The sequence below is a fragment of the Natronomonas salsuginis genome (assembly GCF_005239135.1).
GTDB classification, from domain to species: Archaea; Halobacteriota; Halobacteria; order Halobacteriales; family Haloarculaceae; genus Natronomonas; species Natronomonas salsuginis.
The window spans coordinates 188,825-204,183 of record NZ_QKNX01000002.1; the positions used below are offsets into that span (position 1 = coordinate 188,825).

Sequence of the window (15,359 nt, forward strand, 5' to 3'; positions counted from 1 at the left end):
CACGGTACGCAAGCGATGCACATCGTCTGTGCGGGACACATCAACTGGGACGTTCGGCTCCACGTCGATCGGCTGCCGACGCCGGACGGCGAGGGGCTGATCAAGCGACGACACGAATCGGGCGGCGGCAGCGCCGCGAACGTCGCGGTCGGCCTCGCCGAGTTGGGCGGGGCGTCGCACGTTCTCGGCTCGGTCGGCGACGACGAGCGGGGAGCGAAGGCGACGCGACGACTTGAAGATGCGGGCGTCGAACCCCACGTTCGAACCGTCGGGAAGGCGACGACCGTCAAATACATCCTCGTCGACGAAGCCGGCGACGTCGCCCTGCTCGGAACCGACGGCGCAAACGAATCGTTCGGTGCGGACGACCTCCCGGTCGCGACCCTCGAGGGAGCGGGTGCGCTCCACTTGACCGGCCAAGACCCAGAGACGGCGGCCGAACTCGCACGGCGAGCGTCGCCCGAAACCGTCGTCAGCTTCGATCCGGGACGGCGGGCGGCCGACCGGGACTACGATGCCGTCTTCGGACACGTCGATCTACTGTTCGTCAACGCCCGGGAAGCGCAGGCGATCGACGTCGACGTGCCGATAATCGTGACGAAGCTCGGTGCGAAGGGCGCGACGTGGGCTGGACCCGACGGCGTCGTCGAGTCGCCTGGAATCGATGTCGAGGCGGTCGTCGATACAACCGGCGCGGGGGACGCGTTCGCTGCGGGGTTTTTCACCGCCTGGCTCGACGATCGCGATCCGGCCCGCGCACTCCGGGTCGCGAACGCCTGCGGCGCGCTCGCCGTCGGCGAGGAGGGGCCGGACGCGAACCTCTCGTGGGAGCGGATCGAGACGATGCTCGACCGGTGACCCGACCGACTTTTGAGCCTCCCCGTCGAGCCACCGACATGGCAAAGCAACCACACCTGTTGGTCGAATCCGGCGAGCTGGCGGACGTTGCCCTCGTGCCCGGAGATCCGGGGCGCGTCGACCGGATCGCCGACCACTGCGACGACGCCCGAACCGTCGCCGAGAACCGCGAGTACAAGCTCGTCAACGCGACCTACGAGGGCCGCGAGCTGTCGATCTGCTCTACGGGTATCGGCTCGCCGTCGGCCGCCATCGCCGTCGAGGAACTGGCCGCGGTCGGCGTCGAGACGTTCATCCGCGTCGGAACGACCGGCGCGCTCCAGTCGGAGATCGAGATCGGCGACATGGTCGTCGCGACGGGCGCGGCCAAAGACGAGGGGACGACGAAGCGCTACGAAGACGAGACGGTTCCTGCCGTCCCCGATTACGGCGTGCTCTCGGCGCTGGTCGACGCCGCGGAGACGCGGAACGCGCCCGTTCACGTCGGTCCCATCGCGACGGACGACGCCTTCTACGCCGAGAGCGACGAGTACGTCGATGGCTGGTCGGAGGCGGGACTACTCTGCGTCGAGATGGAGGCGGCCGCGCTGTTCACGCTCGCCCGCCGGAAGGGGCTCGCCGCGGGCGCGATCTGTACGGTAGACGGTAATTTGGTCGAGGGGACCCAGAAGGGCGAGACGGACGCCGAGGAGCTCCCCGAGAAGGCGAGAGACAACGTCGGGCGCGCGATCCGGATCGCGCTCGACGCCGTGACCGAACTGTAGCGGGACTCAGCCTCCGTTTTCCCAGTCGCCCAACAGTTCGTCGACGGCCCGTTCGGTCTCGTCGGTTCCGAAGGCCGACTCGGCGAGTAGCCGTCCACCCAAGACAGCGGGGCTCAAGACGGCGTCGGCCCCGGCGCGTTTGAGTTTTCGCACGTTCTCGCGGTCGGTCGCGGCCGCGACGATCCGAAGCGAAGGGTTGAGTTCCCGGGCAGTCAGGATGGCCATCGCGTCCTCGGCGTCGTTGTTCGTAGCGACGATGAGCCCGCGGGCGCGCTCGATGTGCAGGCGTCGGAGCGGTTCCTCGTCGCTCGGATCGTCGGTGACGACCTCGTACCCGCGGTCCCGAAGCCGCGTTGCGTCCTCGGCGTCGCGCACGATGACGACGGCGTCGACGCCGTCGAGCGCCTCGAGGATCGGTTCTGTCAGATCGCCGTAGCCGGTGACGATGTAGTGGTTCTCCAGTAGGTCGAGTTGTTTGTCGCTCATGTTTCCAAGTGCGGTTGCGAGACGGGCTTCGATCAGCGGGCCGAGCAGCGTACCGAGGGCGACACCGAAGCTCGCGACCCCGGTCAGCAGGACGGACATCGAAAAGAGCCGCCCGAACTGCGAGGTGGCGGTGAGATCACCGTATCCGACGGTCGAGGCGGTGACGAGCGTGAAGTAGAACGCGTCCAGAACCGTGTCGACGCCGGTGAACTCCTCACGGAGCGCGTACGTTCCAACGGTGCCGTACACTTGGACGGCGAGGATCGCCGCGAGGGAGGCGAGTTGGGTCAACGAGAGGTCGACCGTGCGGACGAAATAATCTCGATTGACGAGGACGGTCGGGAGCGCGACGATCGACGTCACGACGAGCGGGAACGACAGGATGCTCGACTGCGCGAGCCCCTGCAGCCCCGTGATCGGAAGCAGGAAGATGGCCGAGTACCACGCGATCCGATAGCCCCGCTGGAGGCCGTAGACGCTCAACAGCATCAAAAAGCCGGTCATCGTCCCAGTGAATCCGGCCGTTCGAGCGACGATTTCTGGGATGTACGGGGCCAGCGGTCCCGAGATCGCGGTCGCACCGATGTTGACGATGCCGGTGATGACCGAGAGGACGGCGACGAGACCGGTGAGCAAGACCGCAACGCGCGTCCGCAAGAGCGTCGAGGGGTCGCCGACACCGGTCGTCTGGGTGGCCGCCATTACAGCATCCGCTTGCCAACGTGTCGATAATAAGCCATCGTTCGCGCCCCGGTGCCGCGTCAATGGGGCCGCAGGTGCCGACAGTAGTTTATAAGTAGCACCTGAGATATGAGCCATGGCGCAGCCGCTTCCCGTCGAGATCCTCCTCGGGATCTATCTCGGCGTGTTAACAGGGATGTTCCCCGCCCTCGTCTCGTGGGGACTCGGGTTCATATTCAAGTACGTGACCGGCGTTTCGATTCCCGCACTCGGCGTCGTCGTGCTCGCTCTGGCGCTGGCGGGGATCAACGGTGGGTTGCTGGCGCTGAACGATCCCGCCGTCATCCAGTCCGGATCCCGGGTTATCGTCGCGTTGATCGTCGTGATGATGCTGGCGATGTACGCCCACTCGAAAGGGGACGCGATGGGGGCGTCGGTGCCGAAGCGGCTCTCGCTGAAGAAACTCCGCGAGCGGACGCTATCGAGCGACGTCGTCGAACTAGTCGGTTCGCGAGGCGAGGTTCGGATCGAAGTCATCGGCGACGTGACCGATATGGAGGGCTACCCGCCGCTGTCCGGGGAAACGCGCGCGGAGATCCGAAACGGTGACTGGCGGCTGCCTGCGGATCTACCGATATCCGAGCTCGAAACGCGGTTCGCCGACCGGCTTCGGACCGAGCTCGACCTTGCGGATATCTCCGTGAATATCGACGATCACGGCCGGGCGTCCGTGATCGCGGCCCCGCCGTTATCGGGGATTTCGAAGCGCGTGCCGGCCGGAAAGCGCGCCGTCTCGGTCGACGCGCTGGTCCCGACCGGGCTGGCCCGAGGCGACGAAGTGACGGTTCTGGCGGGCGAGACCGAGCTCACGGGGACGGTAATCGCCGCGAAGTCCTGGATAAAAACGGATGAGACGGTGAAAACGGACGGAGGAACGGACGCGTCGACGCCCCCACCGACGACCGCCGCACCCACGACGATCGGCGGCGACGGGCGCATCACGGTCGCCGTGGATCGGTCCAAGGCGAGCACGCTGTTGGGATCCACCCGAGCGAAGGTCGTGGTCACGGCGCGGGGAACCCACCGGGAGTTCGAGTTGATCTCGCTGCTTCGTCGCGCTGGCAAGCACTTGCGAACGGTGTCGGTAAAGCCGACGGGGGAGCTAGCCGGCCAGGCGCTCGGGAGCGCGAACGTGCGGGAATCGTACGACGTCGCCGTCCTCGCGGTCAAACGACCCGACGGCTGGCTCGTCGCGCCCCGCGGTGAGGCCGACCTCCGGGCGGGTGACGAGCTGTTCGTGGTCGGAACGCGCGACGCGTTGGACGCGTTCGAGGGGGTGGTTGCGTGAGCCTCGCTGGCGGGCAGTTGGCGCTCGTCGACCAACTCCTAATCGACGTCGCCAGAGTGACCGTCCTCGTCGTCACCGCCGTGGCGACCGGGATCGTCGCCGGCTTCGTCCATCGCTGGTACGCCGGGACACGCGTTCCCGATGGCCTGTCGGTGCTCGTCGGCCTGAGCGTCGTCGCGCTGTATCTCAACACCGCCGGCGCGCTCGGTGAGGTGATCGGCGGACAGGTCGAACTGCTCGCGGTGGAGACGGCGATATTCAACACGGTCACATTCTTGCTCGCGGGCGTGGCGGCGGTCGGTGGGGGCCGACTTGGCGACCGGCTCGGCGTGGGCGTCTTCGCTGTCTCGGGCGCGAAGAGCCTCGACAGCGACGTCAGTCGGATCGTTCGAACCGTGGGGCGAGTCACGACAGTCCAGCTGCCGGCGGAGATCGCTGACATCGACGGCTACGATCCGGTGGATGCGGCGACGAAGGAGAAACTCGCCGATCAGACGCTCGTCTTCCCGCGACGCCTGACGCTCGAAGAGCTTCGGACGCGGTTCGTCGACCGGCTCCAGACGGACTACGGCGTCGGTCACGTCGACGTCGACTTCGCCGAGGACGCCACGATCGAGTACCTCGCATTGGGCGGGCGCGAGTCGGGGATCGGCCCGACGCTCCCGCCAGGAAGCGCCGCGCTGGCGGTCCGGGCCGACCCGCCGAACAACGCCAGTCCGGGCGATTTGGTGCAAGTGTGGACGAGCAGTGACGCCGGATCGAGTCCGAGTTCTGCCCCGGACGCGGATGCGGGGACGGACACAACGGCGGATGCGAACTCGAAACCTCAACGCGTGACGAACGCCGAGATCCGCGGGACCGCGGGCGACATCGTGACCCTCGCGGTGGACGAATTGGACGCGAATCGCCTCGATACGGATCGCCGCTATCGCCTCGTCACACTCCCGGTCGAGGCCCGCGCGGACCGGGAGTTCGCCTCCCAACTCCGAACTGCCGAGGAGACGATGAGGGCCGTGACCATCGGCGAGGGGAGCGCCCTGGTCGGGGATCCGATCGGCGCGCTCGACGTCGCGATCGTCGCGGTCGGCACCGCGGACGGCGAGATTGCCGCGATCCCGACCCGCCACCGAGAGATCGGCGTCGGCGACACGCTGTACGCGATCGGTCGACCGGACCGACTGCGGAAAGTGGAAACCGCAGCGAACGCCACGGCGGGGCCCGACGTCCACGCCAGGTCGGGCGACGGACCGCTGTAACCGAGCATCGTTCGACGGGCGACGAATCCGTCAGAGCCAAATCCGACGACCCCTGAACCGCCACATGGCCGACGAACCCATCGATCCGAGCGAAATTGGCGAGGGTGACGCCCCGCCGATTGAGGAGGCTCCCTACAAGATCATCTTCGAGGCGAACAAGTGTATCGCGGCCGGCAAGTGCGCGGAGGTCTCGGCGAACTGGACGATGGACATTATGACTGGGATCGCAAAGCCCGCGGTCTACTTCTTCGACGAATCGGATCTCGAACACAACATCCACGCCGCGGAGGCGTGTCCGGCGAAGAAGGACCGAGGCGTCATCCACGTCGTCGACCGCCGGACGAACGAGGAGATCGCTCCCGACCCGAACGGCGACGGAACGCTCTCGGTCGACTGGTGACGTCGGGCGACCGAAACACACATTGATCGCCACGTTGGACGTTCGGGTGCGCGAGGGTGGCCGAGTTTGGACAAAGGCGGCGGACTTAAGATCCGCTCCCGTAGGGGTCCGTGGGTTCGAATCCCTCCCCTCGCATTCGTCAGCTCGAACGAACGTGAGAGCTGTGCGAGTGCGCGGGGGATTCGAACCCTACCAGTCGCGCGCAGCGAGCGAGCACGTCTGGTTTTGGTTCGAATCCCTCCCCTCGCATAGCGAGGTGCGACCGAAGGGAGCACCTCGAAACGAGCGGTGAGCGGTAGCGAACCGCGAGCCTTCCTCAGCTCGAACGAACGTAAGCCGTGAGCGGCGATACTTCGAGCGAACGCGAGAAGTCTCGGAGGCGAACGGCGAACGAACGTAACGATCCAATAAACGACCCACAGCCCGAACCCCTGGCCGTGGACGGGCGGGGTCTCCTCGCCGGACGTGAGCACCGAGCGTTCGATGGTCGGCAGTCCCAGGCCGTTATCGGCGACCCGGATGACGACCTCGTCTTCGGTCGTCGACACGTCGACGTCGACGCTCGGCGACGTGCCGGTGTGCTTGGCGGCGTTGTCGAGAAGTTCCCACAGTGCAGTCTCCAATCAGGGAGCAGTCTCTGCGGTGGCGCACTCGGGAGCCGACACCGCGATCGACGCCGTGGGATACCGGTCGGCGAGTTGGGAGACCGCCCGGTCGACGGTGGAAACGACATCGAGTTGCTGGAGCTCGGCCGGAGCGTCGAGGTTCGTCTCGATATCGATTTCCGTGATGAACCCGAGATCGACGTCGAGGGCCGCTCGCAATCGATCGTCGAACGGTCGATCGGCGTGCATCCGTTCGTAGAGTTTCGAGTGCGCCTCCTCCCGGTCGAAGGAGCCTCGGCGTTCGGTCATTCGGATGCGCGTCTACGAAGTCGTCCTATTTACACACAGTTACACGCACCGACGCTTGGTTTGACAGCCGTTTTCACGACGCGCTTTTCAGGGAACGCCCCCTATCGGATCGCAATGAGCGAGGAACTCCCCGACCGAGCCGTCCGGGCGTTCGACGGGCACGACGCCTTCGATCGCGACGGCCGGTGGTTCGAGGTGACGACGACGCGGTTCGAGGGGCGCGTGACCGCCGACGAGACCGATGACTGGGCGCTGGGCTACACGCTGGAGGTTCGCGCCCCGATGCTCTCGACGGCGACGGCGGACGAGGTGGGCCCCGCCGTCGAGGACGGCTGGTTCGAAACCTACGAGCTGCGGCTCGAAGACGCCGGAATGGCGGTTCGACAGGACGTCGAGTTCGAGGATCGACGCGTGTTCGAGGAAGCGGGCGACGCCGTTGCTGTCTTCGCGTTCGAGTGGGAAAACGCCGGCCAGGTGCCGGGCATCGCGAAGGCGATCACCGAGTACGTCGAGGGGACGTACATGGAGGGTGTCGTTCCCGGCTACGAGTACCGTCCACCGGTCTCTGAACTGCTCTCGCGGGCCCGATCCGGGAGCGACGCCGACGGCGGCAGCGGACCGATGCCGCTGTGAGGCGCCCGAGATCGACGAACCCGCCCGACGGATAGCCTCGACCGCTGTCAGCGCCCGGTGTCGTACTTGTACGTCGCCTTATCAGGGTCGATGCCGAAATCTTCGGCCGTCTCCTCGGGGTTCGAATCTGGCTCCGACTCGGCTGCGGCCTTGAACCGTTCGCGGAGCCGTTCGGGCATCCGGAACCCGTCGGTCGCAATCGCCATCGGGACCGCGTCGGGATCGAGGTCGAGCCGTTTCGCGTCGAGGCGGTCGGCGAGCACCTCGGGAAGGTCTGCCTCGCCGACGCCCTCGAAGCCGAACTGGGCAAGGTACTCGTGGGCGCTCGTGAGCGAGTAGACGCGGTCGAACCCCTCGGCTGCAGCGCCGTCGATGAGCCGTTCGATGACGTGTGCGCCGACGCCTTGGCCCTCCCAGCCATCCAGCACGCCGATGCTGGTCAGCTCGCAGATCTCCTCGTCGCCGACCTTGTGGACCCTGATGCGTCCGAACCCGGCGCGCGTGTTCGACGCCTCGTCAACGGCGATGACGTAATCGCGGGATCGAAACGCCGTCTCGTCCAGGCCCATCGCCTCGATGTGCTCCAACAGCCAGGCCTCATCGCGGTTTCTCGCGTCCCGGACGTACATGCGACGGCGTACGAGACGGGGATGCAAAACCGTTCCCCCTCGGAGCGGACGAGGGCGGAGTCGACGACGGGGGCGCGGCGCTCCGTGGGGGAGAGTGTGCGACCACCGCATCGCGTTCCGGGCCCTTTTTGCCACAGGCCGTCGTCGCCGCTCGTATGCGAATCGCGGTCGTCTTCAGGGATCCGCCCCCGCAATCGACGCGCCCGGGAGCAGACCGGCTCCGGCGGGTCGCCCAAGCGCTCGACGATCGCGGTCACGAGGTCACCGTCTACTGTCTCCCGTGGTGGGAGCAGGCGGGCCGCCGAATCGAGATCAACGGTCTCGACCACGAGGGCGTCACCTTCGAACATCCAGCGCTGTACTACACGCGAGTGCCCGGTCTGCTGGCTCGGCACGATCCGGACGTGGTCTTCGCGTCCGCATCGCCGCCGGGTGCCGTGATGGCCGCGTGGCTCGGCGCTCGGCTCGCCCGCGTGCCGCTGATCTGCGATTGGTACGGCGACGAACCCGACGGTTCGGACTCGCGGTGGCTCGGTCGGGCCGCGAGTCGGCCGACGCGGATCGTCGCTCCCTCGGAGTTCCAGCGGACGCGCGTCCGCGAGCACGGCGCGACCGCGGAGACCACGGCGGTCATCCCCGACGGGATCGACTTCTCGAGGATCGTCACGACCGATCCCGGCGAACGCCGCGAGATCGCCTACGCCTCCCGGCTGAACGATGATTCGAACCTCGAGGATCTGCTCTTGGCGCTCGCGGAGCTCAGAAACCGAGACGGCTGGACGGCGACTGTGATCGGGGACGGACCGGAACGGGCGGCCTACGAGACGCAGGCGCGAGACCTCCGGATCGGCGACCGCGTCGAGTTCGCCGGCGACCTCCCGCGGGAGGAGCGCATCGCCGTCTACCGCGGCGCGCACACCTTCGTCCAGACCGCCCGACGACAGACGTTCGCCCGGGAACTGCTGTGGGCGTTGGCCTGCGGCTGCGTCGGCGTCGTCGAGATTCAGGGCGATTCGAGCGCTCACGAACTCGTCGAGCGCCGCGAGCGCGGCATACGGGTAACCGACACGGACGCGCTCGACGAGGCGATCGAGGCGTCGTGGGCGCTGAAGTTCCGCGACGTCGACGAAACGTTTCAGTCGTTCGACGACGCGGCGATCACGGGAGAGTACGTCGATCTGTTCCGCAGAGTGGGCGTCGAGGCGCGCTGACGGCTCCGATCACCGATCGTCGAACCGGTCGGGATCGGCCGCCGCGGCCGCGGTCTTGACCGCCGCGACGTTCTCGGCGACGTCGTGAACGCGGATGATGTCCGCGCCGCGCTCGGCCGCGAGGGCGCTCGCGGCCACGGTCGCGGCGAGGCGCTCTTCCGCGGTCCCCCGATCGACCGCACGGAACATCGATTTTCGCGAATGCCCGACCAACACCGGACAGCCGAGCGACCGGAACTCGTCGAGTCGTCCGAGCAACTCGAAGTTCTCGGTGGTCGATTTGCCGAAGCCGAGTCCTGGATCGACGATGATCTGCGAGCGATCCAGCCCCGCCTTCTCGGCGAGCAGTACCCGCTCGGCGAGCGCGTCGATCGTGTCCGTGACCACGTCGTCGTACGCGACATTGGCTTCGGGGTCGACGGGGGTTTGGATGGAGTGCATGACGACGACCGGCACGTTGTACTCGGCGGCGACGAGACGCATTTCCGGGTCTTCGAGGCCGGAGACGTCGTTGAGGATGTCCGCGCCCGCGTCGAGCGCGGCGCGGGCGACGGCCGCTTTTCGCGTGTCGACGGAGACGGCGACGTCGGCCTCGGCGAGCGCTTCGACGACGGGGACCACCCGCTCGATCTCCTCGTCGATCGGGACCGTCTCCGCTCCGGGACGCGTCGATTCGCCGCCGACGTCGACGATCTCGGCGCCGGCGTCGATCAGTCGCTCCGCGCGGTCGATCGCGTCGTCGACCGTCTCGTAGCGCCCGCCGTCGTAAAAGGAGTCCGGCGTCACGTTGAGAATACCCATGACTGCGGTGTCGTCGCCCCACGGCGTCTCGGACGCTCCGTCGTCGCGGTCGAGTTCGCGCTCGAGAGCGGCGGCGACGGCCGCGAGATCCGATCCGCCGTCGTGGAGGCGTTCGAGCGCCCGATCGAACTGCGATCGCGTCCCTAGCAACACCGCGTCGACGAGGTCGTGCGACGGTGCGTCGACGGCCGAGACCGCACATTCGCCGCCGACCGAGAGGAGTTCGCGCTCGATGCGGTCGGCCTGGGCGGGTCGAACGCGCGCGGTGACGACGCGGTGGACGCCGTCGGCGCTGTGGCGATCGACCGCCTCGGCAGAGACGTCGGCTCGGCCGAGGAGCTCGGCGGCCGTCTCCCCGTCTGAGATCCGGCCGGTAACGAACGGATGTGACCACCGACGACGGGCCTCGGCGACGACGAACAGCGACCCACAGACGAGGATCGCATCGTCGGGCTCTGCCGCGTCGAGGGCGTCGTCGAGCGCCGCGGAGACGGTGTCGAATCGATCGATCGCCCCCGCGCGACCGTCACCTTCGACGATCGCGGCGACGGACTCGGGGGCTTCTGCACGATCGAAGTCAGGACGACAGGCGTACACCGCGTCCGCGGCCGGCAGCGCCGCGACCATCTCCGGAACGTCTTTGTCGCCCATCGCGCCGAACACGAGGTGCAACTCGTCGTACTCGAACGTCGAGAGCGTCTCCGCGATGCCGGCGCAGCTGCCGGGGTTGTGCGCGCCGTCGAGGACGACGAGCGGGTTGCGATCCATCACCTCGAAGCGGCCGGGCCAGTGGGCGTTTCGGAGTCCGCGTCCGATGTCGTCGGGCGTGACGCCGCCGATCAGGCGGCAGAGGGCGGCGGCGATCCCGGCGTTCTCGCACTGGTGGCTCCCCAAGAGCGGCAGCGCGGTCTCGACGCGCCAGCCGTTGCCGTCGATCTCGACGCCCTGTTCGACGCCGGTCCGGCCCCGGTCGACGACGGTCACGTCGGCGTCGTCGTCCGGCCCGCCGACGCGGAGCGTCTCCCCGGCGGTGGTACGGACGACGTCGAGGGCGGCCCCGGTCGCAGCCGTCACGAGCGGGGCGTCGTCGGGCGCGATCGCGGCCTTGTCGCGAGCGATCTCTTCGATCGTGTCGCCGAGGAGGTCCGCGTGTTCGAGCGTGACGTTCGTCACCGCGGCGACTTCGGGCGAAAGCGCGCTCGTCGCGTCGTGTTCGCCGCCGATGCCGACCTCGACGACGGCCACGTCGACGTTCTCCCGGTCGAAAGTTCGGACGGCGAGCGCCGTCACCGCCTCGAAGAACGTCGGCGGCGCGCCGTCGATCGTCTCCGCGCGCACGTACGGCTCCAGTTCCGCGACGAACTCGCTGACGGCCGCCTTCGTCACCGGACGGCCGTTGATACGGACCCGCTCTCTGAGATCGTCGAGATGTGGGGACGTGTAGAGCCCGACATCGTAGCCGGCCTCGCGGAGGACCGACTCGACCATCCGGGCGGTGCTCCCCTTGCCGTTCGAACCGCCGACCTGGACGATCCGGATGTCGTCTCCGGGGGAGCCGAGGTGTTCGAGCAGCCGCCGGGTCGGGGTGACGCCCGTCCGGGACGGATACCGACGGAGGCCGAACAGGAAGTTCGCCGCCTCGTAGTACTCCATACGGATGGGTGTGTGGCGAACGGTTTATCGCTTTTCGCTTTCCGTTGCCGTTCTGTCGCGGGTATATAAATAAAAATGTATTTGGTAATAAATGATAGGTAAATTTAATATAACAGCGGTCGGTGAATCGATCTGAAAACGAGCATGAGCGTCCCGAACAGTCGTCACACAATGCACACTTAATATAAACACTTTTAAACCAAAGTAAGTTACTGACCGACAAAGAGCCTCGAGCAGAACTGTCATATATACCGTTTTCATATTGGATATAAGTAAACGGCCAGGCTACGCAAGATCGGGAGCGAGCACCAACACTATCAGTGTGGTGTCATCGAACCCGTGGCCAAATATTTATAAAATACGGCATATATAATTAACTGATAATAAAGCCGAGCATGGGTCCCAGTCCGACGCGATTCGACCGACCGCACGCGTTACCAAAAGGACACCGAGAGCAGCCGAGATGGGCGAGTGTCTAACGCCGTTATCCTTGTTACGCGCTGGGACTACGCACCGTCGGAGCGGCACGATGCGGACGCGCATCCGACCCAGTCGAAACATTATTCGTGTCGATCCACCGATTCGGCAGGGGTCGACGCACACGATCGGGCGGCCGGTGGATCGCTCCGTGACCACGCAACCGTATCTCATACCGGCTGTTCGCCGAGGTATCGGGCCACTCGAATCGCTTTGTCCGGCCGACAGGGCTACCTGGTATCGTATTTGAGGCGACGAAGTCCGTTCAGGACCCGAATGATCTTTCGATCCAGCCGAAACACTAATTGTTGAGGGGACGGCGCTAGAGGTATGCCCGATACGCAAAACCGGTCCGTCACGCGCTCGTTCCGGATCGTGGACGCCCTCTCGAAGCGAAACGGGACAGGCGTCTCCGAACTCTCGTCGGCCGTCGATCTGCCGGTCAGCACGGTCCACGACCACCTGCAGGCGCTCCGCTCGACGGGACACGTCGTCAAGGAGGGCACCGAGTACCGGATCTCGACGCGGTTTCTGGAGCTCGGCCACCGGGATCGCCGCCAGCGCGAGATCTACACCGCGGTCGCCGACGAGCTGTCGACCGCCGCCGAGGAGACGGGCGAACAGGCGACGCTGATCGTCGAGGAGGGGGGCGACGGCGTGCTGTTGGCGGTCGCCGAGGGCGAGCAGGCGGTCGATCTGCCGGCGTATCCCGGCGCTCGGGTGCCGCTGTACGCGAACGCGGGCGGGAAGGCGATCCTCGCGCACGTCTCGCCCGAGCGTCTCGACGAACTCCTCGACCGGCAGGCGTTCGAGCCGATCACGAAGCGAACCACCACCGACCGCGACGTCCTACTCGAGCAGCTCGACACCGCCCGCGAACGGGGGTACGCGATCGATAGGGGGGAGCGAATCGTGGGGTTCGTCTGCGTCGCCGTTCCGGTGCTCGATCGGGGGGACACCGTCCGCGGATCGATCTGCGTCTGCGGCCCCGAGAGCCGGATGGGGGCGGCGCGGCGCGAGGAGATCCTCTCGACCATCCGCCGGGTGGCGAACATCACGCAGGTGAACATGGACTACGTGTGATCGGTCCGTCGTGGCCGAAGAGGCGTGGCCGCCCCGACGCGGTGAGCGCACGTGACCGACGCAGCGTGTGAACCCACACCAATTATGACCGTCGGTGCCGATGTGGGCGTATGACGATAGCGAGCGAACGACAGCTCATCGCCGAAACCGTCGCGGAGTTCGTCGAGCGCGAGGTGCGCCCGGCGGCCGCCGAGGCCGACGAGACGCAGACGTTCCCGGAGGACGTCTGGGACGGGCTGGCCGAACTGGATCTGACCGGGCTCACCGTCCCCGAGGAGTACGGCGGGTTCGACGCCGACCAACTGACCTACAGCATCGTCAACGAGGAGCTGGCTCGGGGGGACCTCTCGGTCGCAACGGCGCTGTCGGTCCACTGTCTGGCGACCTCGTGTATCCGGCAGTTCGGCACCGACGCGCACAGGGAGGCGTGGCTCCCCGACATGGCGGCGGGACGGCCGGTCGGGGCGTTCGCGCTCTCGGAACCGGACGCGGGCTCGAACCCCGCCGGGATGACGACGCAAGCCCGCAAGGAGGGCGACGAGTACGTCATCGACGGCACGAAACAGTGGATCACGAACGGCCAGCGCTCGGACGTCGTCATCCTCTTTGCGAAGACGGATCGAGACGATCCCGACACGGTGACCCAGTTCCTCGTCCCGAAGGACACCGACGGCCTGGCGGTCGGCAAGAAGGAGGACAAACTGGGACTCAGAGCCAGCGACACGACGACGCTGCTGTTCGACGGCGCGCGGATCCCTGTCGAGAACCGCCTGACAGAGGTCGGTGACGGGCTGAAGGCGGCGTTTTCGATCCTCACGGGCGGGCGAATCGCCATCGCAAGCCAGGCGGTCGGCGTCGCCCAGGCCGCCCTCGACGCCGCCGTCGAGTACGCCGACGAGCGCGAGCAGTTCGGCAAACCCATCGCCGGCCACCAAGCGATCGCGCACAAACTCGCCGACATGGCGACCGACGTGCGGGCGTCCCGGCTGTTGACGCGGGACGCGGCCGAAAAGAACGAGGACGGCGTCGATCCGATGGCCGCGAGCATGGCGAAGTACTTCGCTAGCGAAACGGCCGTCGACGTCGCGACCGAGGCCGTGCAGGTCCACGGCGGCTACGGCTACACCAAGGACTTCGACGTGGAACGGTTTTACCGGGACGCGAAGATCACGACGATCTACGAGGGGACCTCCGAGATCCAAAAGGACATCATCTCGCGACACCTCGGCGAGTGAGGTGTCGGCGGGGGCTCACTCGTAGCTGTAGAACCCTTGGCCGGTCTTCTTGCCGAGATCGCCCGCCTCGACCTTTCGCTTGAGCAGGTACGCGGGCGTGTACCTGTCGCCCAACTCCTCGTGAAGCGTCTCCGTCGCGTGCAAGCAGATGTCGAGACCGATGTGGTCGGCGAGTTCGAGGGGTCCCATCGGGACGTTCGTGCCGAGTTTCATCCCGCTGTCGATGTCCGCTTTCGACGCGACGCCTTCGTCGTACGCGCGGACCCCTTCGTTGATCCACGGCATCAGGATGCGGTTGGCGACGAACCCCGGCTTGTCGTCCGATTCCCACGTCTCCTTGTCGAGGTCCTCGGCGAACGCGTGCGCCATCTCGACGATACCGTCGTCGGTTTTCTCGCCGCGGACGACCTCGACGCCCTTCATCACCGGAACCGGGTTCATGAAGTGGAGGCCGACGACCGATTCGGGGCGCTCTGTCGCGGCGGCGATGGTCGTGATCGATAACGTCGAGGTGTTCGTCGCGAGGACAGCGTCGTCCGCGGCGATGTCGTCGAGATCCGAGAAGATATCGCGCTTGACGTCGATCTCTTCGAGTGCGGCCTCGACGATGAGATCACAGTCAGAGAGGTCGTCGAGTTCGGTGGTACCGACGATCCGGTCCTCGATCGCGGCCGCCTCCGAGTCGGTGAGCGTGTCGCTTCTGACCAGCCGTTCGAGACTCTCCGCGATCGTCTCGAATCCGTTCTCGACGTACGTCTCCTCGATGTCGCGCATGACGACGTCGTAGCCGGAGGTGGCGGCGACCTGTGCGATTCCGCTTCCCATCGTGCCGGCGCCGACGACGCCCACGCGGTCGATCGAATTTAGTCCGGGTGTCATCGTCGACACTTTGGGGAGTTTTCGATTAAGCGTTCCGGAACGTCCAAGATC

14 protein-coding genes, 1 tRNA gene and 1 pseudogene are annotated in these 15,359 nt (G+C 66.6%); 10 read left to right on the plus strand and 6 right to left on the minus strand.

The annotated features are described in order from the left end of the window. Window positions 1-15 precede the first annotated feature (15 nt). A complete protein-coding gene (locus DM868_RS05695) occupies window positions 16-858 on the plus strand; it encodes a carbohydrate kinase family protein (RefSeq protein ID WP_137275889.1) in 843 nt (280 codons plus the stop codon). A 38-nt stretch (window positions 859-896) separates the two neighbouring features. Next, window positions 897-1,622, plus strand: coding sequence for a nucleoside phosphorylase (locus tag DM868_RS05700; RefSeq protein WP_137275890.1), 726 nt, complete (start codon window positions 897-899; stop codon window positions 1,620-1,622). A gap of 6 nt (window positions 1,623-1,628) precedes the next feature. Here DM868_RS05700 and DM868_RS05705 read toward each other — a convergent pair whose 3' ends face one another. Next, the gene (locus tag DM868_RS05705) at window positions 1,629-2,810 is read right to left on the minus strand and encodes an NAD-binding protein (protein ID WP_137275892.1); all 1,182 of its coding nucleotides are present in this window, start codon (window positions 2,808-2,810) and stop codon (window positions 1,629-1,631) included. A 115-nt stretch (window positions 2,811-2,925) separates the two neighbouring features. On the opposite strand from DM868_RS05705, the gene DM868_RS05710 reads away from it, so the two are divergent. The 4 genes from DM868_RS05710 (at window position 2,926) to DM868_RS05725 (ending at window position 5,928) form a co-directional block, all read left to right on the plus strand. After that, the gene (locus DM868_RS05710) at window positions 2,926-4,137 is read left to right on the plus strand and encodes a potassium channel family protein (protein WP_137275893.1); all 1,212 of its coding nucleotides are present in this window, start codon (window positions 2,926-2,928) and stop codon (window positions 4,135-4,137) included. Beyond that, window positions 4,134-5,393, plus strand: a complete 1,260-nt coding sequence (locus tag DM868_RS05715; RefSeq protein WP_137275895.1) for a TrkA C-terminal domain-containing protein — start codon at window positions 4,134-4,136, stop codon at window positions 5,391-5,393. Before DM868_RS05710 ends, DM868_RS05715 begins: the two co-directional genes overlap by 4 nt. Before the next feature lie 64 nt (window positions 5,394-5,457). Further along, window positions 5,458-5,793, plus strand: coding sequence for a ferredoxin (locus DM868_RS05720; protein ID WP_137275897.1), 336 nt, complete (start codon window positions 5,458-5,460; stop codon window positions 5,791-5,793). A 50-nt stretch (window positions 5,794-5,843) separates the two neighbouring features. Further along, window positions 5,844-5,928: transfer RNA gene (locus tag DM868_RS05725), tRNA-Leu, on the plus strand. Between the two features lie 275 nt (window positions 5,929-6,203). Here DM868_RS05725 and DM868_RS15760 read toward each other — a convergent pair. Together DM868_RS15760 and DM868_RS05735 are read right to left on the minus strand one after the other, a co-directional pair. Continuing rightward, a pseudogene (locus DM868_RS15760) lies at window positions 6,204-6,416 on the minus strand (ATP-binding protein); the annotation flags it as partial. After that, entirely contained in the window at window positions 6,417-6,707 is a 291-nt protein-coding gene (locus tag DM868_RS05735) for a hypothetical protein (protein ID WP_137275898.1), read from the minus strand. 114 nt (window positions 6,708-6,821) lie between these two features. On the opposite strand from DM868_RS05735, the gene DM868_RS05740 reads away from it, so the two are divergent. Further along, entirely contained in the window at window positions 6,822-7,340 is a 519-nt protein-coding gene (locus tag DM868_RS05740; protein WP_137275899.1) for a DUF5813 family protein, read from the plus strand. A 47-nt stretch (window positions 7,341-7,387) separates the two neighbouring features. Here DM868_RS05740 and DM868_RS05745 read toward each other — a convergent pair whose 3' ends face one another. Next, window positions 7,388-7,969: a GNAT family N-acetyltransferase gene (locus tag DM868_RS05745; RefSeq protein WP_137275900.1), complete on the minus strand. Its 582-nt coding sequence runs from the start codon at window positions 7,967-7,969 to the stop codon at window positions 7,388-7,390. Window positions 7,970-8,124: 155 nt separating this feature from the next. Between DM868_RS05745 and DM868_RS05750 the strand changes: the two genes are divergently transcribed. Further along, on the plus strand, window positions 8,125-9,180 hold the full coding sequence (locus DM868_RS05750; RefSeq protein WP_137275901.1) for a glycosyltransferase: 1,056 nt from the start codon (window positions 8,125-8,127) through the stop codon (window positions 9,178-9,180). A gap of 9 nt (window positions 9,181-9,189) precedes the next feature. Here the strand turns inward: DM868_RS05750 and folP are convergent, their stop codons facing one another. Then, window positions 9,190-11,634, minus strand: a complete 2,445-nt coding sequence (folP, locus tag DM868_RS05755; RefSeq protein WP_137275903.1) for a dihydropteroate synthase — start codon at window positions 11,632-11,634, stop codon at window positions 9,190-9,192. Between the two features lie 807 nt (window positions 11,635-12,441). On the opposite strand from folP, the gene DM868_RS05760 reads away from it, so the two are divergent. Both DM868_RS05760 and DM868_RS05765 read left to right on the plus strand, forming a co-directional pair. After that, the gene (locus tag DM868_RS05760; RefSeq protein WP_137275904.1) at window positions 12,442-13,194 is read left to right on the plus strand and encodes an IclR family transcriptional regulator; all 753 of its coding nucleotides are present in this window, start codon (window positions 12,442-12,444) and stop codon (window positions 13,192-13,194) included. Between the two features lie 110 nt (window positions 13,195-13,304). Next, window positions 13,305-14,429 (plus strand): acyl-CoA dehydrogenase family protein, encoded by a 1,125-nt coding sequence (locus DM868_RS05765; protein WP_137275905.1) that lies wholly within the window; start codon window positions 13,305-13,307, stop codon window positions 14,427-14,429. A 15-nt stretch (window positions 14,430-14,444) separates the two neighbouring features. Here DM868_RS05765 and DM868_RS05770 read toward each other — a convergent pair whose 3' ends face one another. Continuing rightward, entirely contained in the window at window positions 14,445-15,308 is an 864-nt protein-coding gene (locus DM868_RS05770) for a 3-hydroxyacyl-CoA dehydrogenase family protein (RefSeq protein WP_137275907.1), read from the minus strand. Window positions 15,309-15,359 lie beyond the last annotated feature (51 nt).